We start from the raw sequence: 22,158 nt of genomic DNA, 5'->3' as shown, positions 1-22,158 counted from the left end.
TAGATATCAAGGAAACGATATGTATCGCACGCTAACTTTATTGGGTTTTTTGTTTGTTAATAGTGCCTATGCACAAGTTGCGCTTGAACGCGATATTCAAGAGCATATCGTGGTTGCGAACAAAGTATCTTTGCAGGTTTATCATGTTGCAGGCAATGAACCTGCCATTGTTTTTGAAAGCGGTTCTGCAGCGCCTGCAATTTATTGGACACCAGTAATGATGGGTCTCGCACAGCAAGTACCCAATGCGTTGGTGGCCTATAATCGCGAAGGTTATGGTAAAAGCGAGCTTAGCCGCAGAGCCTATAGTGTTGATACGGATAATCGTAATCTTCGTGAAGTGCTGAAAACGCTTGATATTCGGCCGCCGTTTATCTATGTCGGTCATTCATACGCATACTATGTAATGCAAAACTACATCACCTATTATCCTGAGCAAGTTGCAGCCTTGTTGTATGTTGACCCTGTGACTGTTTACTTCATCGATAAAACCCACGCCCTAGGGCAGGATAAGCTACTTAAGCCCTTAAGTACACTGCCAGAAAATACCTTCGGTGAAGCACTACGTCGTGAAACTCAAGCGCTAAGTGAAACCGTTGCGAGTGTTCGGGCGCATCAAGCTCCTGATCATATTCCGTGTCGTGTCATCGTTGCCCAAAGACCATTTGATCCAACTCAGCGTGATGTTAAAGCATGGCGAGAAGGACAAGAAGCGTTGGCATCACATTGTGATTCTGAGCTAATTATTGCCAAAGGAAGTGACCATACTGTACCTATGAATGCCCCGCAAGTGGTCGTGGAGCAAGTGGTGCAATTAATTCGGGAATTAGAGTCAAAAAAGCCTCTTTAGTTTTATGAATATTTTATTGCAATCTCTATTGTTTACGGGGGGTTAGCGGAATAATATTTTTAAAAATAGGGTGTTGAAAAAGCGGTCAAAAAAATATTGATATTTGTCATTAGCAAGTCATATTGATGATTAAAAATACATTGACTTAGGGCGGAATCCCTATATGATGTTCATAGACAGAATTTGAGTCAGTGTTTTAAAATCTCCATTACGTTGTTGTATAAGTGTTTGCTTGTAGTAGTACCGTCCTGAAGTTTTATCCACTCTACAAATTTAGGTCTATGCGCCCACATGGGCATAGCTCATCAATGCGCAGCATTGGTTTTTGTTTTTATATCAGGATTAGTATTATGTCTAGCACTCTTACAGGTACCGTTAAGTGGTTTAACGAGTCTAAAGGTTTTGGTTTCATCGCTCAAGAAAATGGCCCTGACGTGTTCGCACACTTCAGCGCAATCAAAGGTGACGGTTTCCGTACACTTGCTGAAGGCGAGAGAGTAGAATTCACAGTAACTGACGGCCAGAAAGGTCCTCAAGCTGAGAACATCGTTAAGCTTTAATCGCTTAATTGATGAAGAAAAAGCAAGCTAAGGCTTGCTTTTTTTGTGCCTGAATATCAAGAAACCTTCCCGCTCAGTCGATAAATGTAATTGCTTCAGTTTTGACTATTACTTATTTCTTCTCGACTTTATAACGCATTGGCATTACTGATGTCGTACGTGCTTGGCTTTTTATCACTTGATCCAGATCCTGTTATAAACATAAATATGTAAATATATTGGTTTGTTTTGTTGTTTGGTGTTATTTTCGTGTTATTGTTTGTAACTGCCAGCGGCGGTTTATATCAATCCTCGTAATGAAGTTATCTATCTTTAAGTAGATAATGCTTTAATTTTTGCTAAGCCATATACATTTCAAGATTAACCTAAGAGCTTGTTTTAATTTTGAAAGCGTCATCCATAGCTTGCTAATGTGAATAAGCTAAAACGAATTGACATAACTGGCATCGATAACTTAAACAGTGTTTAAAAGGACAATTAAGATGAAGAAAAAAAGCTATTCAATGCTACTAATGTTGGCTCTCACCTCCGCATTTTCTGCTGTTGCTGGAGATATTGAGCAAGGTGTGATGAAAAATCCGACTACTTACTATTCGTTAGACTTTGAACAAACCCCACTTGCCATGCATGCACCTGTCGCTAGAGATGAGTTTTCAACGAGCAGTGCTGAGATCACGCCAATGGCTCCGGCTCAAGGGATCACGTATTTTGAGCTGGGTATCGTACGTTCGCAATTAGGTGGCGATCAGACTATTTCACAAAGTCAACTTTCTACAGGAACCAACCACGGCGGCAGCTATCTATTTATCTACGCTTGGCAGTTTGGTTATGGTAATCCGAATAATGCTGTGATGAATGGGATCTCTAAATCAACTGGATTGAGTGAAGTTCGGTGTGGCAACGATTTACACCGTTGTTCGGTTGGGGAAACTGTCACGGGTTGGTTGTACGGTTGGGACTTCTCAGGTCAAGAATCTGGTCAAGTTAAAGTTTCGTCAAATTCAACAGCTTCGCCATTTGGTACGTCAAGCGACTCGCTTTATATTAATTAGTTTGGTTTGAACTAAACGCTAAGGTGCATTTGAATAATACTAAATGCACCTTTCTAGAATATTTTAGCCATTTAGTCCCTTTCTTTCACTGTTGAGCCTTTCCAAAATCGATATCGAATTTAAATAGTTGGCCCTAGCCTCTTTGGTTGGAGCTGAAAGCGAGTTTGATAAACTAAAAGTATGCTTCATGTCATTAAGTAGATTGTATTTTTGAGATGGATTTTCCACCATGGAAGTTGGTGCACCGATCGCCATCATTTGACCAGTACTGATAAACCCCCCTTCAAACAAATCTTTAGACATAGCGCGAGTTTCTTGAGCTGAAATATTATTTACATCATATTTAGAGGCAATATTTTGCCAGTTCTGGTGCGCTTGTTTGCCAGCCTCACTGATTGCTACAGTATCTGTGGCTACTACTTCCTGTTTCTCATCTTGTCGAGACGTGGACTGCTGTTGTGCAAGTTGAGAGTATACGGCACTGACATTACTAGATTGATTAATAATCATTGAGAATTCCTTCCATGCATTTGGTTAAATACGATTATTAGTTTGCAAATTGAGTGCCAAAAGCTCACCCTAAAGTCTCGGATCGAAAGAGTTGACATTATCCCTATTAAATTCAGAACGTTGATATTACTATGTGCTTTAAATTGAATTAGCGAATGGACAGTATATGTCTTTACCTTCTTGCCCCAAGTGCAATTCTGAATATGTTTATCAAGATCAAAGTCATCTAGTATGCCCTGAATGTGCTTACGAATGGGATCCAAACGTGACTGCTACCGAGGACGACATTCAAGTAAAAGATGCCAATGGCACATTATTAGCGGATGGCGATAAAGTCACTGTGATTAAAGATCTTAAGATTAAAGGCAGCTCACAAGTCATTAAGATTGGTACTAAGGCTTTGGTAAGACGCGTGCTAGATAAAAAAGACCACGAACTTGACTGCAAGGTTGATGGCGTTGGTGAAATGATGGTTACGGCGAAATTTGTTAAGAAAGCAAATACTTAAGTGAATAAGTTGAAAAAATTTAGCCCAAATCTAGGCTGATAGTCACCAGATTGAAAAACTGGTAACTGTCAGGTCAAGTCTGAGCTAGTACAAGATTCAATGTTAACACCAAGCGATTTTGTCGTACTTTAATTACCACGCGACTTTGTCGTAATCGCTAATTACCAAGGGAAATTGACGGTTATCTTTAACCGTGTGTGTGTGAACAACGGTGACATATATGTCATACTAATTCTTATACTAATTCTTATACTAATTCTTTGGTCTACGTTGCTCACCATTTAATGCAGCGTTGGTATGTCTACCATCATACGCTGCAGCTACAAATACGTCTGTCAAATTTGATTAACATCTAAAAATCAAATCTGACAGATTAACGGCAAGCCTTGTCTAAATCAGATTTATGTCCTTAATAGACTAGATTTCCGCAGCTACGACCGAAATCTCAACAAGCAATGCATCACGAGCCATGCTCGCTTCTACACAAGCGCGAGCTGGTGCATAACCTTCAGGCACCCATGCATCCCAAACCTCGTTCATTTCTGCAAAATACTTCATGTCTTTAATATAAATTGTCGCAGAGAGAATGTGTTTGCGGTCGCTGCCTGCTTGAATAAGTAGCTCATCAACTTTCTCAAGCATGGTTTCAGTTTGTTCCTTAATTCCTTGCTCGGCGTCTTTACACACTTGGCCACATAAATAAATGGTACCATTGTGTTTTACAATACGGCTCATTCGTTGTTTGGTGTCAATTCGTTCAATCACTGTTTTTCCTTTCTAATCGTTACTGTAATCGGCAGGTTTAGGCTGAAATGTTATCTCTTTTTATTGAGATGAGCTACTTGCTTGGTATTGGTTTTTATGAAAAGCAGCACGGTTAAGTGCTACCCATACAAACCAAGATACGTGAGAGTATTTTGAATTAAAGCAATTGGGTTTAGCTAGAGCTCCAATACCTTACGGTAAGCTTCTGTTTTACTTACTTTCGCAAACGCAATACGTAATCGTTCGACAATATCGGCTGGTAACTGATTATTCGTTGCAAGGTAACCTTGTACCGAGAGTGCTTCCACATCGTATAAAAAGGCAAAGTGGTCGGCTGGAAGATTAAGCTCCATGGCCATGGTTTTGATATAACGCGGGTCATCAATCACCAAATCAACGCGATTTGCGACGAGTAATTCATATGACTTTTCGATGTCGCTGGTTTGAACAAAGTTAAACCCGAGTGCTTTAAGTGTGCCTTCGGCGATATCACCACGCTGAACTGCTATTTTGTATTGTTTGGCATCCTCAAGTGATTGGATTTTTATGTCCTCACGATAGCGATTGGTAACAAACCCTAAATGAAATACAGCAACAGGGCCAATCCAATGAAAACTGTCTTCTCTCGCGGGGGTCTTTGCGATGCTATAAATTAAGGTATGTTTGTCATGCTGCGCTAATTTAAAAGCTCTAGCCCAAGGGTAAATAGAAAATTGTCCCTCGAGTTCAGCAGCTTTTAAAATCGCTTTGACCAGATTGGTACTTGAGCCCGCAACTTGGTGGTTTTCTATGGTTTGATTGGGTGGAGAAAGTTCCGTAACAACCTGTAATTTCGCCCATAATGGCAACGGGCTAATCAGCAAAATAAACAGTATTAGACGTCCAACAACAGTAATCGTCATTACCAAACAACTCCACACGTTAATGCGTTAATCTATACTTAGCATAGATGGATTTTATTTTTCCGTCATTAACCATTCGTCGCAAGGCGATATTTATTTCCGTTTGTAACTCAGTTAGATGAGGCTGCAAGCGCATATGTACAGGTAATCGGCTTATTTCATAGCAAGACTGAAATTTGCGATACTTTGGTTGTTGTGAAATATAGTAGTCTGCTGTCACCGAGCCAATCATGATGTAGTCTAAACGCTCATGTTCAAGCTGTGCTAACAGTTCTTTTTCCGATACATTTTCATAAACTACGATCTTGTCTTCACCTAAGTGCGCTTCAAAGTTATCGTAACGATATCCTCTTACTTTGCCGATTAATGCGCCATAAAACTGCTCGGGCCTATGCTTGCCCACACAGCGAGATTGATAACCAAGCAGTACTTCTGTTGAGAAGGCGTAGTCGATGCTGTAAATTCCAGGAACGTCCGCTTCAGCCCGCCAAACTTTGTTTATCCCCGGTTCAATATCTATTTTACCTTGGTCGAAATAGCGCTGTCCTCTGGCGACAGAGAGCGGCGTAAACTCAAATTGGTGTGAAGTCAGTTTTGCCAACTCTTGAAAAATGTCGACAAAAATACCTTTGGGTTTTCCCTGTTCTTCAAAATAGTAAGGAGGATTGGCACCGTGATAGACCAGTACGGTATAGGTTTTCGCCTGCGCTAAGCCGGTTATTAGTATAAGGGTAAGCATTACCATTTGAAAACACCGCATCGCAATCTTCAGGCTAAAGTAAAGGTATCTTCATAATATGCATGATTTTTAAGCGATGCAATTAATCCTGACCTGATCCCGTGTCGAGATAAATACATCAGACTGATTATTCGCGACAAACTATAAATATGGTGAATACTGCTTATATTGAAAATTGTCGACAATTTGTGGCGGGGCTGGTTGACGTTCACGTCAACCAGCACTATATTGTCTACAACTTAAATTACTAAGACTGACTAACTAATGATGAGCTTTTTTGACGAGCAAGCGGTTACTTCTTCTGATAAAGCATTCTTTCGCATGCGAAAGGAAATTGTAGAAGGTGAAATAGCTGCAGGTTCTAAGCTCAGCGAAATGGAATTGTCGACAAAGTATGAAGTCAGCAGAGCGGTTGTCCGCGAGGCTATCAATCGCTTGGAGTCATGTCACTTAGTTGAGCGTAAAGCCAATGTAGGAGCACGCGTTGTTACCCTCACACCGGAAGGGCTGATGGAGCTTTATCAGATCCGTGAAGCACTAGAAGGTATGGCGGCAAGACTTGCTGCACAGCACATGACTGAAGCTGAAATCCAAGACTTAGAAGGTTTGTTGTCGAGTCAATTCGATGAAGTCAAAAACCAACATTCTTATTATCAAGAAGCGGGCGATCTCGACTTTCATTACCGCATTATTCTTGGTAGTAAAAATGCGAGCCTTATCTCAATGCTAGTCAATGGACTGTACCACTTGGTACGTATGTATCGTGTGCAGTTAGGGATGGCCGGTCCCCGCGTCACCACGGCATTTGACGAGCATAAACATATCGTTCGTGCGATCAGCAACCGCGACCCAGAACTGGCAGAAATACTGATGCGTCGACATATTCAATATTCTAAAAATAATATCGCAACCAAGTTAGCAAGCAATCAATCACACTTTTAAGAGAGAGCATCATCATGAGCGCAGGAAAAAAATTTCGTGAAGCACTAAAAGCCAATAAACCGCTTCAAATCGTCGGCACTATCAACGCATATAGCGCGATGATGGCAAAGAAAATCGGTCATCAAGCTATCTATCTTTCTGGTGGTGGCGTTGCTAATGCATCTTATGGTTTACCTGACTTAGGAATGACATCTCTAAATGATGTAATTGCAGATGTAAGTCGCATTACCTCGGCTTGTGATCTACCTTTAATGGTCGACATTGATACTGGATGGGGCGGCGCATTCAATATTGCAAAAACCATCCGAGATATGGAAAAAGCAGGTGCAGCCGCGGTACATATGGAAGATCAAGTAGCGCAAAAGCGTTGTGGTCACCGTCCAAATAAAGAAATCGTGTCGACCGAAGAAATGGTTGACCGCATTAAAGCGGCAGTCGATGCGCGCACTGATCCTGACTTTTTCATTATGGCGAGAACGGATTCGTTTGCGCAAGAAGGGTTAGAAGCGGCAATTGAGCGTGCAAAAGCCTATGTTGCGGCAGGCGCTGATGGCATTTTTGCAGAAGCGGTACAAACTGAAGAACACTATCGCGCATTCAGCGAAGCACTTGATGTGCCCATCCTCGCGAATATCACTGAGTTTGGTAAGACAGAACTTTGGAACAAAGCTGAGCTGGGTGAGTGGGGCGTAGATATGGTGCTTTACCCATTGAGTGCGTTCAGAGCGATGAACAAAGCGGCAGAGCTGGTGTATCAATCTATTTTAGAAAATGGAGACCAGAAAGCGGTACTCGATACCATGCAAACCCGTATGGATTTGTATGATTACCTTGGCTATCACGGTTATGAGCAAAAGCTTGATGCATTATTTGCCGAAGGTAAAAATAAGTAAAAAATTAAAGCTGTTCAGGGTTGCTCAGCAGCACAAAATATCAATACCCAGCAGGTAAAAAATTCAGGAGATAATAATATGGCTAAAGTACTAAGTGGCGCGGGTCTTCGTGGTCAAGTAGCAGGAAAAACAGCACTATCAACGGTAGGTAAGTCGGGCTCAGGTTTGACTTATCGTGGTTACGATGTAAAGGATCTAGCTGAAAATTGTCAGTTTGAGGAGGTTGCTCACCTTATCCTTAAAGGTAACTTACCAAATCAAACTGAACTAGACGCTTATAAAAGCGAGCTAAAAGCAATGCGCGGTTTGCCGCAGGCGTTAAAAGAAGTATTAGAACGTATTCCTGCTGACGCACATCCAATGGACGTATTACGTACGGGTTGTTCAATGCTTGGCAATCTTGAAGGTGAAGCAAGCTTTGATGAGCAAGGTAAAGTAACTGATCGCATGCTAGCAAGCTTTCCAAGCATTATTTGTTACTGGTATCGCTTTAGCCATGATGGCGTTCGTATCGATGTGGAGACGGATGACGATTCAATCGGTGCACATTTCTTACACTTATTGCACGGCGAAAAACCAAGTGAACTCCATGAACGTGTGATGCACGTATCACTTATCCTTTATGCAGAGCACGAATTTAACGCGTCGACCTTTACTGCTCGTGTTTGTGCCTCAACGCTTTCTGATATGCATTCTTGTATTACCGGTGCAATTGGCTCTCTACGAGGTCCTCTTCACGGTGGTGCTAACGAAGCGGCAATGGAAATGATTGAGCGCTTTGAATCTGCGGATCACGCAGAGCAAGAAATGATGGGTATGCTTGAGCGTAAAGAGAAGATCATGGGCTTTGGCCACGCTATCTATTCAGAATGTGACCCTCGTAACGAAATCATCAAACGTTGGTCTGAAAAACTAGCGGCAGATGTCGGTGACACAGTACTTTACCCTGTGTCTGTACGCTGTGAAGAAGTCATGTGGCGCGAGAAAAAACTATTCTGTAATGCCGATTTCTTCCATGCATCAGCCTATAACTTCATGAAGATCCCGACTAAATTGTTCACACCAATCTTTGTTATGTCACGCTTAACTGGTTGGGCTGCACACGTTATGGAGCAGCGCGCAGATAACCGTATCATTCGTCCATCGGCGGAATACACCGGCGAGGAGCTACGTCCAGTTCCTGCCATTTCTGAGCGTTAATCGAACACTGTTCGAATCTATTCTGGCGGTCGCCATGGCCGCCTGTTCTCCGTCACAGATTGTTGGAAGTTGTTATGAATACTCAATTCCGTAAACGTTTACCTGATTCTGAGCTTTGCTATTACGATACAAAAGAAGCGGTAGAAGCCATCAAACCAGGTAGCTACGAGACTTTACCTTACACCTCGCGCGTCCTTGCTGAAAACTTAGTTCGCCGCGCTGAGCCTGAAAAACTGAATGATTATCTTGAACAGATCATCGAGCGTCGTCGCGATTTGGACTTTCCGTGGTTTCCTTCACGCGTTGTGTGTCACGATATTTTGGGACAAACCGCGCTAGTCGACCTTGCGGGTTTGCGTGATGCTATCGCTGAAAAAGGCGGCGATCCGGCTAAAGTCAACCCAGTCGTACCGACTCAGCTGATTGTAGATCACAGCTTAGCTGTAGAGCACGCCGGTTATGAAGAAGATGCTTTTGAGAAAAACCGCGCGATTGAAGATCGTCGAAATGACGACCGTTTTCACTTTATCAACTGGACCAAAACGGCATTTAAAAACGTCGATGTGATCCCGCCTGGCAACGGTATTTTGCACCAAATCAATTTGGAAAAAATGTCGCCGGTTATTCAAGCGCGCGACGGCGTTGCGTTTCCTGATACGCTTGTTGGTACCGACAGCCACACGCCACACGTTGATGCACTCGGTGTTATTGCTGTTGGTGTAGGTGGCCTTGAGGCGGAAAGCGTGATGCTCGGTCGTGCATCCTACATGCGACTGCCGGATATTGTCGGGGTTGAAATCGTTGGCAAACGCCAACCGGGGATCACCGCAACGGATATCGTCTTGGCGATCACTGAGTTTTTGCGTAAAGAGCGTGTGGTTTCTAGCTACTTAGAGTTTTTTGGTGAAGGTACGCAAGACCTTAATTTAGGTGACCGTGCGACAATTTCAAACATGACGCCAGAGTATGGCGCAACAGCGGCCATGTTTTACATCGATGAGCAAACCATTGATTATTTGAAGCTCACAGGCCGTGATGACGAGCAAATCAAGTTGGTGGAAAAATACGCTAAGCTAACAGGGCTTTGGGCTGATTCCCTAGAAAACGTGCAGTACGAGCGTGTACTTAAGTTCGATTTGTCAACGGTGACGCGTAATATTGCGGGTCCTTCAAATCCGCATCGCCGTGTTGCAACCAACGACCTTGCTAATCAAGGTATCGTCAAAGAGATTGAAGCGCCAAAAGAGGGCTTGATGCCAGATGGTGCCGTGATCATCGCTGCGATCACTAGCTGTACCAATACCAGTAACCCACGTAACGTGGTTGCCGCAGGTCTGCTGGCGCGTAATGCCAACAAATTAGGCCTTGCCCGTAAACCTTGGGTGAAAACGTCATTTGCACCAGGTTCAAAAACGGTACGCTCCTATATGGAAGAAGCAAATCTGTTATCTGAACTTGAGCAACTTGGCTTTGGTATTGTCGCTTTCGCTTGTACGACCTGTAACGGCATGAGTGGCGCACTTGACCCGAAAATTCAACAAGAAGTGATTGACCGCGATTTATACTCAACGGCAGTGTTATCGGGTAACCGTAACTTTGACGGTCGAATTCACCCTTACGCAAAACAAGCCTTCTTAGCTTCACCGCCACTAGTTGTGGCCTATGCAATTGCTGGCACCGTGCGCTTTGATATTGAAAATGGTGTTTTAGGTCGCGACCAAGAGGGCAATCCGGTCACGCTTAAAGATATCTGGCCAAGCGATGAAGAAATCGATGCGGTGATTAAAGAAAGCGTAAAACCAGAGCAGTTCCGCGCTGTTTATGAGCCAATGTTTGACCTCACGGTAGACTATGGTGAAGACAACGACCCACTTTATCAGTGGCGTCCAACGAGTACCTATATTCGTCGCCCTCCTTATTGGGAAGGGGCACTCGCGAGCGAGCGTACTATGAAAGGCATGCGTCCATTAGCGATTTTAGGTGACAACATCACGACTGACCATTTGTCGCCATCGAATGCGATTTTGGCAAGCAGTGCGGCGGGTGAATATCTAGCCAAGATGGGCTTACCAGAGGAAGATTTTAACTCATACGCCACACACCGAGGTGATCACTTAACGGCGCAACGTGCGACATTCGCCAACCCTAAACTGTTAAACGAAATGGTGGTTGAAAACGGTGAAGTGGTACAAGGTTCACTGGCGCGTGTTGAACCTGAGGGCAAAGTCACCAGAATGTGGGAAGCAATCGAAACCTACATGGAGCGTAAACAGCCACTGATCATCGTCGCTGGTGCAGATTACGGCCAAGGTTCGTCTCGTGACTGGGCTGCAAAAGGTGTGCGTTTAGCTGGGGTAGAAGTTATCGCAGCAGAAGGATTTGAGCGTATTCACCGTACCAACTTAATTGGTATGGGTGTACTACCGCTTGAGTTTAAAGCGGGCACTACCCGTAAAACGCTTGAACTCGATGGTACAGAAACCTATGACGTTGAGGGTGAACCTGCACCAGGTGCTACATTAACTCTCGTGATTAACCGTCAAAGTGGTGAGCGTGTAGAGGTGCCTGTGACTTGTCGATTAGATACCTTTGAAGAAGTCTCTATTTACTCTGCTGGCGGCGTGTTACAACGCTTTGCTCAAGACTTCCTCGAAGCGGAAGGCGTATAACCATGAGCCAGTTTAAGCCTCAAATTAAAATTCCCGCTACTTATATGCGTGGCGGCACCTCTAAAGGGGTGTTCTTCAATTTAACGGATTTACCCGAGTATGCTCAGCAACCGGGTGAAGCGCGAGATAACTTGCTGTTACGTGTGATTGGCAGTCCAGATCCCTATGGTAAACATACCGATGGCATGGGTGGCGCAACTTCCAGTACCAGCAAAACGGTGATTTTAAGTAAAAGCGACAAAGCCGACCACGACGTGAATTATCTTTTTGGTCAGGTTGCTATCGACAAACCTTTTATCGATTGGAGCGGAAATTGCGGCAATTTAACAGCCGCAGTGGGGGCGTTTGCGATTAGTAATGGCTTAGTCGACGCCGATAAAGTGCCAGAGAACGGCGTCGCCGTCGTTAAAATCTGGCAGGCGAATATTAGCAAAACCATAGTGGCGCATATTCCAATCAGCAATGGAGAAGTGCAAGAGACGGGCGATTTTGAACTGGATGGTGTAACCTTTCCAGCGGCGGAAGTGGTTGTTGAGTTTATGGATCCAAGCGACCCGGATGTTGATATGTTTCCATCGGGCAATCTCGTCGATACGTTAACAGTGCCTGATGAAGGCACTTTTGAAGTGACCATGATAAGTGCCGGGATCCCAACGCTTTTCTTCCGTGCTTCCGATTTAGGTTATAAAGGTACAGAGTTACAAGAAGCGATTAATGGAGACTCAGCTGCACTAGAGCGATTTGAAAAGATCCGTGCTTATGGCGCAGTTAAAATGGGTTTAATAGGTCATATTGACGAAGCGAAAGTTCGCCAACATACCCCAAAAATTGCTTTTGTTGCACCAGCTAAATCTTATGCTGCGTCGAGCGGTAAAGCAGTGGAAGCCAATACCATCGACTTAAACGTTCGTGCGTTATCTATGGGTAAGTTGCACCATGCGATGATGGGAACCGCTGCTGTGGCGATAGCAACCGCGGCGGCAATTCCTGGCACCCTAGTTAACGAAGCCGCTGGTGGTGGTGATCTTAACTCTGTGACCTTTGGACATCCGTCAGGCACCTTAAAGGTTGGCGCTGAAGCACTACAAGAGTCGGGTCGCTGGCAAGCTAAAAAAGCCATTATGAGCCGTAGCGCTCGCGTGTTAATGGAAGGCTTTGTTCGCGTCCCTGAGGCGTAGCTCGATACTAAATCAAAGGCTCTAACCCCAGGAGCCTTATTTTCAAGATAATAAAACTCCCGAGTTGTTGCTTGGTCGTTAAGGTGTACCTGTCATTCGGCTTCATCTTTGGTTTCCAGCATGCGGACTCGTCATAAGGACGATATGATGTTTGAAGCTTTACTTTCGGTAGCGGTTACAACCGCGGTGTTACTTGGCTCTCCCGGACCTGCGCCGCTTGCACTTGCGGCAGCTGGCGCCAGCCAAGGAGTGAAAAAAGGTTTCCCGTTCTTAGCTGGTATTTTGGCGGGGTTGTTAGTAGCAGTGATCTGTGCGGCTACGGGAGTGGCTGGATTGCTGGTAAGTCAGCCTCAGGTGACGCTCGTGCTAAAGTGGCTTGCAGCCGGCTACTTAATTTACGTCGCCTATAAAATTGCAGCAAACAACTCGGCGCTTGGTAATACTGGCGCACAGCTACCTAGCTTTAAAGATGGGTTTATTCTTAACCTCCTTAACCCCAAAGCCTACGCGGCTTGCATCGCTATTTTTGCGACTGCTTCGGTGCCTGCAGGCTCAAACCTAGTTGCTACCTTGCTTGCCGCTAGCGTGTGCTACGTGGTGGCGATAGTGGTCGACACAATGTGGCTGGTATTAGGTGGTGTGATTTTTAAAACACTGAATGATGAGGCAGTACTCAAGCGGATCCGAGTTGGCTTTGCGTTGACTTTGGTTGTGCTTGTTCTTTACGGCTTATTTGTTGTTTGAGGTTGATGGGAATTCACAGGCATAGCTTTTAGACTTGAATAGATGTAATAGTCTGGGTTATGCATCCGTGACTCAGAAAAGCCAATGATCGTCCCACCAGGTGAAAACAACGTCCCCATAAGTGACATCCGTGTTGAGTTTTCGGGCTCGGCATTTGCTTTGAGAACGTTAAGAGCGGGTGAATATCAACGGTTGGAGCGTCTGTTTTCGCTCAGGTATGGTGATGAGTATGAGGCTCAAGAATTATTACAGTTGCGACAACAAAGAGTGCTAGTACCTTTTTTACAAGCAGCTGAAGATAAATCAAAGCACTGTATTTGTGTGCGGCAAACTCAAACGCGCGAAATGCTTGGCATGATCTTAATTACAGTCGATGATTCAGCGGCCAAAAAAGTGCTGGTAGAAGAGAGTTGGCTTATCCACGATACTCTGTTCGACAAGGTGTTTTGTTTATTCGTAACAGAGTATTTGAATACTCTAGGCTTCGCTTTGGTTGAATTTAGAGTCGACGAGCGTAATGATTTAGTACGCCGGTTGGTTGAGCAGCTTGGTGCGCACTTTGATGGCATATTACGTCGTGAAGGTGTTTATCGGAACGGGTGCTTCAACCTTGCTGTGTACTCTATTTCTCAGGACGAGTGGCAGTGTGTTGTTCCTCTGTATTCTATTTACAAAGCATTGCCGCAATAATAATGAAGCTTAAAGTGTGCATTTATGGAAAGTAAACCAAAGTATCGGTTGGGTCCGTTAGCGCGACTAGCTCGGCAACTTGATAATGATGCATGTTCCGGAATTAGATTCCGTTTCACACTCAATTACACCATTAAAATACTGAGTGACGATAGCGAGCGCAACACTTAGCCCTAAACCCAAGCCTTTTTGTGTGCGATTACCGACGACAAAAGGATCAAATACTTTATCTTTGATTTCATGTGGAATACCGCCGCCATTGTCCGTGACTTTAATCGTATATCCAAGTTTTGAGGCTTGAGCCGATATAATCACGCAGGGGCTTTGCACTGAGTTATCAGCAAAGGCGTGGTAAAACGCATTTTCGATCACCGGAAGGAAGATCTGCTGTAACAACCTTTCGGGGGCGGTGATAGCAAATGCTTCGGGAATATCTAAGGTAATATCAATATGTGGGTGTTGATTGGCAAGCTCACTCACACAATGTGCGATAAGCGGTTGTAAGTAAACAGGCTTTACTTCTCCCTCAAATCCAGTATTGGTGATAATTTTGAGCTTGTCGATAATACCGGTGATCCGCTCGGTACTATTGACGACGAGCTTGGCACAGCTTTCAATATTTTCTATCGAATGCAATAAAGCAGACTTGGCGATTTCATTTTTATTTACCCTTTGTCTTACTCCTTCGACAAGTAATAGTTGGTTACTGGAAGCGGTCATCGCGATGCCAATTGGCGTGTTAATCTCATGGGCAAGTCCTGGGATCAATCGCACCAGCGTTGCTGACTTTTCAGCGTTTATCAGGCGCTTTTGAGTCTCACTGAGTTCACTGATCGCGTGATTAAGTGCTTTATTTTTTTCTATTAACTCTTCAGTTTGGCTTTTTACCTCCGTATTTAGATAATCAATAATACTTTTACGGATGGCCGAACGAGAGTTGTACAACGCGATGAGACTAAGTAATAGCAAGATAAAACAAACAAACGCGGCGCCATAATAGGACTTTACCTTTTTATTGCTGCTTGCAAGGAGTGAGCTGAAATCCTGCTCTCTGCGTTCTAAAAAGGCATTGATGTGCGTCATTATTTGTACTTTACTTTGGAGGTAAGCCTCGCTGTACAAAATCTTGAGGGCCTGTTGATTTTTCCCTGCTGCTACTAGTTCAAAGGCTTCACGCTCAAGTGACACGAGTGCTTCACTTTTATCCTCTGCATTTCGCAACATAGTTAATTCATCCGTAGAAACCCCGTTTTCTAATAATAATGTCAGCAGCGCTTTTGGTGCTTCTTTTTCAAATGGTGCTTGACCCTCTTTGACCAGCAACATGTCCCAATAGACGCGGTGCAAATGCTTAGGGCGGGGGGAAGTGCCATTACGGATCGTTAAGATCTCATCAAAAAATTGCTTAAACTTAGGGTTGCCCGTGGCGGCATAAGCCCGAGCCATCATGGTGAGTTGATCTGAGCTGAGTCTTAACTCTTGGGATAAACGAACAAGATTAAAATTTCTTTCTATTTCTTGCTCTTGCGCTTCTTTATTGACGAATGCCAAAAATGTGAACACCACAGAAAGAAAAAAAAGCAGCATGGAGAGCGCTGATATATGGTAGAAGTACTTAAAGCTAAATGACTGACTAGGATGAAGCATGTTGCTTTGACTGGCTGCCATGTATTCAACGTTGTTAGAACTCGAATACACAAAGTATAGTTAAGCTGAGTCCGGAATAACAATTTGTTCTTTAGCCGTTATCATCCCACGCTCTGGTTGGTCGTTTTAGGCTTTTGTAACTTTGCCGAAGTGAGAAAGCAGCCAAATGGCTATCAAGTATTTGGCTGCTTGATGGGTCTAGTCGAAGGTAAGTACGATCCTGCCGTTAATGTCGCTATTGAGCATATCGTCAAATATATCGTTGATTTGCTCAAGTGGTTTGGTTTCAATAATGGCCTTTACCTTGCCCTCAGCGGCAAACTGCAAGCATTCAGTGAGATCTTGACGAGTACCAACTATGCTGCCAACAACACTAATACCTTTAAGAACGGTATCAAATATAGGAATAGGCATTTCTTCAGGTGGTAAGCCAACGAGCACGCAAGTACCACCCCGCTTCACGCTGTTAAACGATGTCGTAAAGGCAGGCTTCGAGACCGCGGTACAAACTACCGCTTGGACGCCCCCTAGCTTATTTTGCATCAACTCTGCGGGATCGCTGTGCTTAAAGTCGATACATAAATCGGCGCCAAGATCTTTTGCCAGCGCTAACTTTGATTCGCCAGTGTCAACCGCAACCACGTTCAGGCCCATTGCTTTGGCGTATTGAACTGCTAAGTGACCAAGGCCACCTACACCAATAATGGCAACCCATTCACCGGGTTTGGCTTTTGATACTTTTAGTGCTTTGTAGGTGGTGACGCCCGCACAGAATAGAGGTGCGGAATCGACAAATGACAAGCCTTCAGGGATTTTTACCACGTAGTTAGCATCGGCTTTACAGTACTGCGCGTAACCGCCGTCGACGGAATAGCCACTATTTAACTGCTCTGGACATAAGTTTTCGTTGCCTTTTAGACAGTGTTCACAATGACCACAGGCGCTATGTAGCCAAGGTACACCAACTCTATCTCCAACGGCCAGATGTTTAACATCGTCAGCTTTTGCTATAACTGTACCAACACCTTCGTGACCGGGGATTAGTGGCAATTTAGGTTTAACAGGCCAATCACCATGACAAGCGTGTAAATCGGTGTGACAAACACCACAGGCTGCTATTTCAACGATTACCGACCCTTGAGTGAGTTCCGGTTTATCAATTTCTTGAATGTCTAACGGTTGCTTAAATTGGTGCACTAACGCTGCTTTCATCTTTTTGCTCCTTGATTGAGTTAATAGTAGCTTAGCAGCTATAACTAGGAGCAATTTGATCCGAAACAATTAATACAGTGAGAGCAAACAAAAATGGCGAGCACAATGCTCGCCATTTCATTACTTAATTACAAAAAATAGGGTGTTATTTTCTTCTACGTAGCAGCGCAAGTGGTGCAGCTAGTAGTAACCAAAATAGTGAACCACTTGAGGATTTTGATGGTGTAGGCGTAGGTGTTGGATCTGGAGTCGGCTGTTCTGACTCTTCATCCATTAAGTTTGTTACCTCGACCATAATTTTCGCAGGTTCAGACACATTGCCTCCGGTATCAGTCGCCACGACTTCAAGCTCTACGATTTCTAATCCAGCATCGAAGTCCAGTTGCTCGCTGTTGGCGACAATGACCTGTCCTGATGAATTAACAGTGATCGCTGAAGAAGTAGAAGCAATAACAATAAACTCAGAAACCGGGTTCGCAAAGTCAGATGCATATTCAACCTCTAACTGGCCAATAACGGTATCTACCGCCGTATTTTCCTCGACTGAGAATGACTGATCAGCGGTAATGATTGGCGCTTTTGTTGACTCTTCTGACGGAGAAACAATAACTGGCACCGCCCCGTTACTTGATAGGATCATGAAATCATTGTCGGAGAAAGTTAGATTTGCTGACTCACCAGGAGCAAGCTCTGTTACTTCATTACCAGCATTATCAACGAGCATAGCTAAACCTTCCGCTTCAGTTGTAGCTACTTCCATTGCTGGTGCTTTGATCATAAAACTATCAGCGAACATTTCGTCTAGAGAATTTGATGGGATCGGCGTCCAAGTCTCTTCTTCCGTGCGGAAGCGAATTTTGGCTTCCACTCCAGTTGCGACCTGCTCTGCTGTAAGTCCAAATGCGTCGGCACAACTGCTCATGGTGACGAAATTATTACCTGATGCAAAATTAATATTAGTAATAAAACCGCTTCCTGAACCATAACCATGAGTAAATGAGATAGCGCTACCAGATAGGAAATCGCCAAACCATTCTTGCTTGCCGTTTTGAACAGTTACATCATAAGTGCCATCTGGCGATGTCCCTCCTTCTGCTGGCAAATCGAAATCAGCCATAAATCCACCTTGATAGGTGTGGATAATAGGTTGATTAGTGACCATGGTAGTGAATAGCATGTAACCGGTATCACAAACGCTAGTTGGAACTGAAGTTGTTTCTACAGAAGCACCAATTATATCTAAACGTTCGCTATCATCTACTTCATCTTTTGCAACAGTTGGAGCAAAAAATGGCTCTAGTGTCGCAGCCCCTGTATTGGTTAATACGTGTCTAGCACCTTGGTCATCAACGACAGGCATGACTTTAGCGTTAGCGGCAGCTTTTGGTAGCACATGATAAACCAAGTGTAGCGCTTTTTCGTCGCCAGACATAAAGTTCAATGCACCATCAAGCTCTAACGTTGTAAGGTCGCGTGTTGCATCCAAGAATGCCATATTGGCAGAAGTTAATGTCCACTCAGGCAGTTTAGTTGGATCTATAGTTGCCGTAACGTCAAACGAAATGGTTTGTCCTGCAGGAACGGTGATCGACTCAGGAAAGGTCATACTAAGTGCACCACGCTCTGCGTCGTCAGCAAATCGCTGCTCATATGCCAATGTATAGGTCTGTTCTTGATTCGAGAAATTTTTAACGACTACCTGCTTGGTGATAGATGAAGTTTCAGATAGTGAAACCAAGCCAAATGATAGCGCCGCTTGCATCGTATCTTCAGCCCATGCTGCAACCGGAAGGTTTGCCGCTTTTTCAACATCTACAAGACCTGAACCAATAAAGCTGATTGGTGCAAGCGCTGCATTTGGGTTTTGCGAGCGAGGTTCCATGGTAACATCTAGGTTAGCCGCATTCATTAATGTTGCTTTTAGCTCAAAGCCATTACGGTTAGGCAGTGCCTCTTTAAGCATACTCATGGCACCAGCTGTAATAGGGCCAGAGAATGAAGTTCCGCTTGCTGGAGTAAGTCCATCACCAAGGCCTGGATGTGCAGTCATAATGCTAACACCCGGTGCTGTGATTTCAGGTTTTAATCTTCCGCTGATAGACGGGCCGCGAGAGGTGAATGACGCGATCATGCCTTCTTTTAGAATGATTGTGGCACTTACATTATAGGCAACATTGTTTCCAGCTAGTAACTGTTGTTTAAGTGCTTTACCCTGACTGTAGCTCAAACCAATTGTCGGGATCTCAATACCTGGAGCACTGCCACCCGGTTCAGTTGGACCACCACCTTCGACATTATTGGCGATCATCACCAACTTCGCGCCTTTCGCTTGGGCGTTTAGCACTTTTTGAGTGAAGTTACAGCCGCCTCGGTCTACAAGGACCGCTTTGCCCGTAAAGTCGACGTCGTCAGCAAAAGGATCACAAGCAATAGATGTTGCATCTCCTCGGTCGTTCTTTTCAGTCTCAACAAATGCTAGCGGGGTTGTGTCACTACTAAATTCAAACTCTTCAAAGCCCTCAGGGTTAAAACCTGCCGCACCTGCTTCAGTGGTTTCACCCATCAAGGTTGCTAAAATGTGCTGACCTTTAATGACAGAGTGCTCCATTGCACCGACAGAAAGTGCATTATCTGTTGTACTAGGACCACCAACGATAAATGGTGTAGGGCCATCATTACCTGCTGAGATAACAACGTTAGTACCTAGCATCACGGCTTTATCGATAAGTTCTTGAACCGCACCTGCACGATTATCGCCGAAGTCTCCGCCTAGTGACATGTTAACAACATCTACTCTGTCAGAAATATCACCGTCCCCATTGGGATCCATTGCAGATTCCAACGCTAAAAGTTGAGCCAAGCCAGGGCAAGTTTCTGCACAGACGGAGTAAACAAATAATTCAACGTTTGGTGCGATACCTGTTACTGAATGAGAAACGTGTGTACCGTGGTTAGTACCTGCATCAATTGGATCTGGATCGTTGTTGATAAAGTCATATCCACCTAATACTAAGCCTTGTGGCCAAGCCGGCGTATCTGCAGGGTTGCTTGCAGCCGCTTCATATGCTTCAACTGTGCCAGCGCCACCAAACGCTTGATGGGTGTAATCAATACCCGTATCAAGTACCGCAACACGAACTCCTTCACCTGTAACTTCACCAGTAGAAACTAAAGGAGTTGCCTTTATGTAGTCGGCACTGTCAGCCACATTCAATTTATAATCAAATACAGGTAACACAGAATGTACCAATGGATTGTGTAGTAGTTTGTTAACTTCAGCTTCTTCGCCATTGACGATAATTGCATTAGATAGCTTAGACGTTTTAGCGACAACTTGCAGTGTTGGGCTAGTGTTAGCGATTGCGGCTTCTACGCTTTGTTGAGCTTGCTGAATACTTGATGTTGCATTTTTGAAGTTAATACCAGCAAGGCTTTGTTCTGCAATAGAAGGTGTGTGTAATTTAACTAACCATGTTACAACGTTCTGTGTAGATTTCCTTGTCTGCTTATCCTTTAATTCTGGATATTGACTTTTTAGAGATGGTTTATTTTCAAAGTTATATTGATTGTACGTCGCAGCAGCAACTGTAGAAGACGATAAAGCAGTCACTACAGCGATGGTGAGTGCTGACTTATTTAGAGTTGACATCGGATTTCCCCATCATACTTGTTATGGTTTTTAATTGTTTTATTTACATCCTGTTTCAGGATTTGAACAAATATAGTTCCTTTTTGGGTGGCATTTCAACTTTTTGTTACGAAAAACGGAATTTAATTTGTGGTTGTTTTTAAGTAACGGTTAACTGTTATTGCATTTTTTAATAGGTTTCAGTGATATAGCTGTTCATTCTTGCTGATAATGAAATGTTGATTAAAACAAATCGTTTTGGTTGGTTTGGATGTGTTTTGTTCACATTAGCCTTTTTATGCCGCCAAAGTATCGTGCAAACAAATACTGTTTCATAGTCGATACTAGTCCTTGAAGAGCCATATTTCATATCTTCGGTATACGTTATATAGGTTCGTTAGTGCGCATCGAAACCAATCGGCTATTATTTTACTTCTCGATTTGATTGCAGTAAGTATAACGTTCGCCTCGAATCTTTGTTGTTGTAAATACTGCATTAATCACTCTGCATATCGCTTTGTGATTTGAGAATCAAATTAATTGGCCTAAGATAGGGAGCGTCAAATGTTAAATGTAAGGAACCATATGCTTAGACTCACACCAAGCGAAGGCGTACACCTTAGCAGGTTTGTTACTATAGAAAGTGCAGCAGATAATAGCCAATTTATAATAAGCAGCCCGCTTTCGACACACCAATCTCAGTTCGCTGATACCAATTTACGCTACTTAACTATCTATTTAGGTATTGAAATAGTTGGCTTTATTATTTTAGCCGTTGAGTCAGAACTGAAAAGTGTTGAATTTCGCCGTATGTGGTTGCTAAAAAGGGATTGGGAATAGGGCAAGAAGCGATAAAACAGATGGAAAAATACGTGTTAGAAGAGTTGCGTATAACACGTATTTGGCTAGATGTTTTTGCAGATAATACGCGAGCGCAGCACATATACCAAAAGCTTGGATATCAGCAGTTCGATACGATACCTTACGACAATAGAATCCTGTTACTATTTGAAAAGCACTTACACTAATGTCTAAATCAAGTAAAGAAAATTATCAACAATGGTTAGCTGTATACGGGTGGCTAGTTGACTTCTCACTTGAGGATTGGCTACTTATGGCTCCGTATATAAAAATCGGTCATATCACAGCCGATACGATGCTATTCGAACAAGGTGAGAAAATCTCGAGTGTTTATTTCTTATTAGATGGATATGGACACTATTTCTACCTAGATGAAAAGGATAATGAACGGAATAAATCTCTGCTACAAAAAGGCGGGGCATTTTCTTGTTTATCTTGTTACCTTGAAGATTAGCCGAGTCCATTTTCAACGCAAGCGCTAACAGACTGTGTGATTGCTTTTTTACTTATCGCCGACAGATGGTACATTCGGTTTGAAGAAAAGATGATGGAACAAACTTTTGGCGATGCCTATTTACGCTATCGAGGTAGAGTGCGTCGTTGGCTTT

The 22,158-nt window shown here is 43.7% G+C and carries 21 protein-coding genes; 14 read left to right on the top strand and 7 right to left on the bottom strand.

All coding sequences use genetic code 11. The annotated features are described in order from the left end of the window. Nucleotides 1–19 precede the first annotated feature (19 nt). The 3 genes from JJQ94_RS04000 (at nucleotide 20) to JJQ94_RS03990 (ending at nucleotide 2,462) form a co-directional block, all read left to right on the top strand. Entirely contained in the window at nucleotides 20–850 is an 831-nt protein-coding gene (locus tag JJQ94_RS04000; RefSeq protein WP_099029881.1) for an alpha/beta fold hydrolase, read from the top strand. 350 nt (nucleotides 851–1,200) lie between these two features. Further along, nucleotides 1,201–1,410, top strand: coding sequence for a cold-shock protein (locus JJQ94_RS03995; protein WP_099029882.1), 210 nt, complete (start codon nucleotides 1,201–1,203; stop codon nucleotides 1,408–1,410). A gap of 482 nt (nucleotides 1,411–1,892) precedes the next feature. After that, nucleotides 1,893–2,462, top strand: coding sequence for a DUF4879 domain-containing protein (locus tag JJQ94_RS03990; RefSeq protein WP_236596439.1), 570 nt, complete (start codon nucleotides 1,893–1,895; stop codon nucleotides 2,460–2,462). Between the two features lie 63 nt (nucleotides 2,463–2,525). Here JJQ94_RS03990 and JJQ94_RS03985 read toward each other — a convergent pair whose 3' ends face one another. Further along, complete coding sequence (locus JJQ94_RS03985; protein WP_099029883.1) at nucleotides 2,526–2,972, bottom strand: hypothetical protein; 447 nt, start codon at nucleotides 2,970–2,972, stop codon at nucleotides 2,526–2,528. Between the two features lie 166 nt (nucleotides 2,973–3,138). On the opposite strand from JJQ94_RS03985, the gene JJQ94_RS03980 reads away from it, so the two are divergent. After that, complete coding sequence (locus JJQ94_RS03980) at nucleotides 3,139–3,480, top strand: zinc ribbon domain-containing protein YjdM (RefSeq protein WP_099029884.1); 342 nt, start codon at nucleotides 3,139–3,141, stop codon at nucleotides 3,478–3,480. Nucleotides 3,481–3,897: 417 nt separating this feature from the next. On the opposite strand, the gene JJQ94_RS03975 is transcribed toward JJQ94_RS03980, so the two are convergent. From JJQ94_RS03975 to JJQ94_RS03965, 3 genes are all read right to left on the bottom strand, one after another. After that, nucleotides 3,898–4,245, bottom strand: a complete 348-nt coding sequence (locus JJQ94_RS03975; protein WP_099029885.1) for a RidA family protein — start codon at nucleotides 4,243–4,245, stop codon at nucleotides 3,898–3,900. Between the two features lie 176 nt (nucleotides 4,246–4,421). Then, complete coding sequence (locus JJQ94_RS03970; RefSeq protein ID WP_099029886.1) at nucleotides 4,422–5,147, bottom strand: substrate-binding periplasmic protein; 726 nt, start codon at nucleotides 5,145–5,147, stop codon at nucleotides 4,422–4,424. A gap of 19 nt (nucleotides 5,148–5,166) precedes the next feature. After that, a complete protein-coding gene (locus JJQ94_RS03965) occupies nucleotides 5,167–5,892 on the bottom strand; it encodes a substrate-binding periplasmic protein (protein WP_236596438.1) in 726 nt (241 codons plus the stop codon). 261 nt (nucleotides 5,893–6,153) lie between these two features. Here JJQ94_RS03965 and JJQ94_RS03960 point away from each other — a divergent pair, with 261 nt between their 5' ends. From JJQ94_RS03960 to JJQ94_RS03930, 7 genes are all read left to right on the top strand, one after another. After that, the gene (locus JJQ94_RS03960; protein WP_172439923.1) at nucleotides 6,154–6,828 is read left to right on the top strand and encodes a GntR family transcriptional regulator; all 675 of its coding nucleotides are present in this window, start codon (nucleotides 6,154–6,156) and stop codon (nucleotides 6,826–6,828) included. Nucleotides 6,829–6,842: 14 nt separating this feature from the next. Next, nucleotides 6,843–7,721, top strand: a complete 879-nt coding sequence (gene prpB / locus JJQ94_RS03955) for a methylisocitrate lyase (protein ID WP_099029888.1) — start codon at nucleotides 6,843–6,845, stop codon at nucleotides 7,719–7,721. Between the two features lie 78 nt (nucleotides 7,722–7,799). Continuing rightward, entirely contained in the window at nucleotides 7,800–8,921 is a 1,122-nt protein-coding gene (gene prpC, locus JJQ94_RS03950) for a bifunctional 2-methylcitrate synthase/citrate synthase (RefSeq protein WP_099029889.1), read from the top strand. 74 nt (nucleotides 8,922–8,995) lie between these two features. Then, on the top strand, nucleotides 8,996–11,590 hold the full coding sequence (gene acnD, locus JJQ94_RS03945; protein WP_099029890.1) for a Fe/S-dependent 2-methylisocitrate dehydratase AcnD: 2,595 nt from the start codon (nucleotides 8,996–8,998) through the stop codon (nucleotides 11,588–11,590). Nucleotides 11,591–11,592: 2 nt separating this feature from the next. Then, nucleotides 11,593–12,768 (top strand): 2-methylaconitate cis-trans isomerase PrpF, encoded by a 1,176-nt coding sequence (prpF, locus tag JJQ94_RS03940; RefSeq protein ID WP_099029891.1) that lies wholly within the window; start codon nucleotides 11,593–11,595, stop codon nucleotides 12,766–12,768. A gap of 120 nt (nucleotides 12,769–12,888) precedes the next feature. Continuing rightward, a complete protein-coding gene (locus JJQ94_RS03935) occupies nucleotides 12,889–13,512 on the top strand; it encodes a LysE family translocator (RefSeq protein WP_236596437.1) in 624 nt (207 codons plus the stop codon). Nucleotides 13,513–13,596: 84 nt separating this feature from the next. Continuing rightward, on the top strand, nucleotides 13,597–14,202 hold the full coding sequence (locus JJQ94_RS03930) for a GNAT family N-acetyltransferase (RefSeq protein WP_172439919.1): 606 nt from the start codon (nucleotides 13,597–13,599) through the stop codon (nucleotides 14,200–14,202). Between the two features lie 66 nt (nucleotides 14,203–14,268). Here JJQ94_RS03930 and JJQ94_RS03925 read toward each other — a convergent pair whose 3' ends face one another. The 3 genes from JJQ94_RS03925 to JJQ94_RS03915 form a co-directional block, all read right to left on the bottom strand. After that, nucleotides 14,269–15,870, bottom strand: coding sequence for a sensor histidine kinase (locus JJQ94_RS03925; protein WP_099029893.1), 1,602 nt, complete (start codon nucleotides 15,868–15,870; stop codon nucleotides 14,269–14,271). A gap of 177 nt (nucleotides 15,871–16,047) precedes the next feature. Next, the gene (adhP, locus tag JJQ94_RS03920; RefSeq protein ID WP_099029894.1) at nucleotides 16,048–17,061 is read right to left on the bottom strand and encodes an alcohol dehydrogenase AdhP; all 1,014 of its coding nucleotides are present in this window, start codon (nucleotides 17,059–17,061) and stop codon (nucleotides 16,048–16,050) included. Nucleotides 17,062–17,206: 145 nt separating this feature from the next. Beyond that, entirely contained in the window at nucleotides 17,207–20,710 is a 3,504-nt protein-coding gene (locus JJQ94_RS03915) for a S8 family serine peptidase (protein WP_099029895.1), read from the bottom strand. 564 nt (nucleotides 20,711–21,274) lie between these two features. Here JJQ94_RS03915 and JJQ94_RS24115 point away from each other — a divergent pair. The 3 genes from JJQ94_RS24115 to JJQ94_RS03905 all read left to right on the top strand — a co-directional run bounded on the left by JJQ94_RS24115 (nucleotide 21,275) and on the right by JJQ94_RS03905 (nucleotide 22,004). Next, the gene (locus JJQ94_RS24115; protein ID WP_236596436.1) at nucleotides 21,275–21,529 is read left to right on the top strand and encodes a hypothetical protein; all 255 of its coding nucleotides are present in this window, start codon (nucleotides 21,275–21,277) and stop codon (nucleotides 21,527–21,529) included. Nucleotides 21,530–21,561: 32 nt separating this feature from the next. Further along, nucleotides 21,562–21,717 (top strand): GNAT family N-acetyltransferase, encoded by a 156-nt coding sequence (locus JJQ94_RS24110; RefSeq protein ID WP_236596435.1) that lies wholly within the window; start codon nucleotides 21,562–21,564, stop codon nucleotides 21,715–21,717. An 86-nt stretch (nucleotides 21,718–21,803) separates the two neighbouring features. After that, nucleotides 21,804–22,004 carry a hypothetical protein gene (locus tag JJQ94_RS03905; protein WP_236596434.1) on the top strand — a complete coding sequence of 67 codons (201 nt, stop codon included), beginning with the start codon at nucleotides 21,804–21,806 and terminating at the stop codon, nucleotides 22,002–22,004. The last annotated feature ends 154 nt before the right edge of the window (nucleotides 22,005–22,158 follow it).

This window comes from Pseudoalteromonas sp. GCY (genome assembly GCF_016695175.1).
GTDB lineage: Bacteria > Pseudomonadota > Gammaproteobacteria > Enterobacterales > Alteromonadaceae > Pseudoalteromonas.
This window is presented reverse-complemented; position numbering and strand designations above follow the sequence as displayed.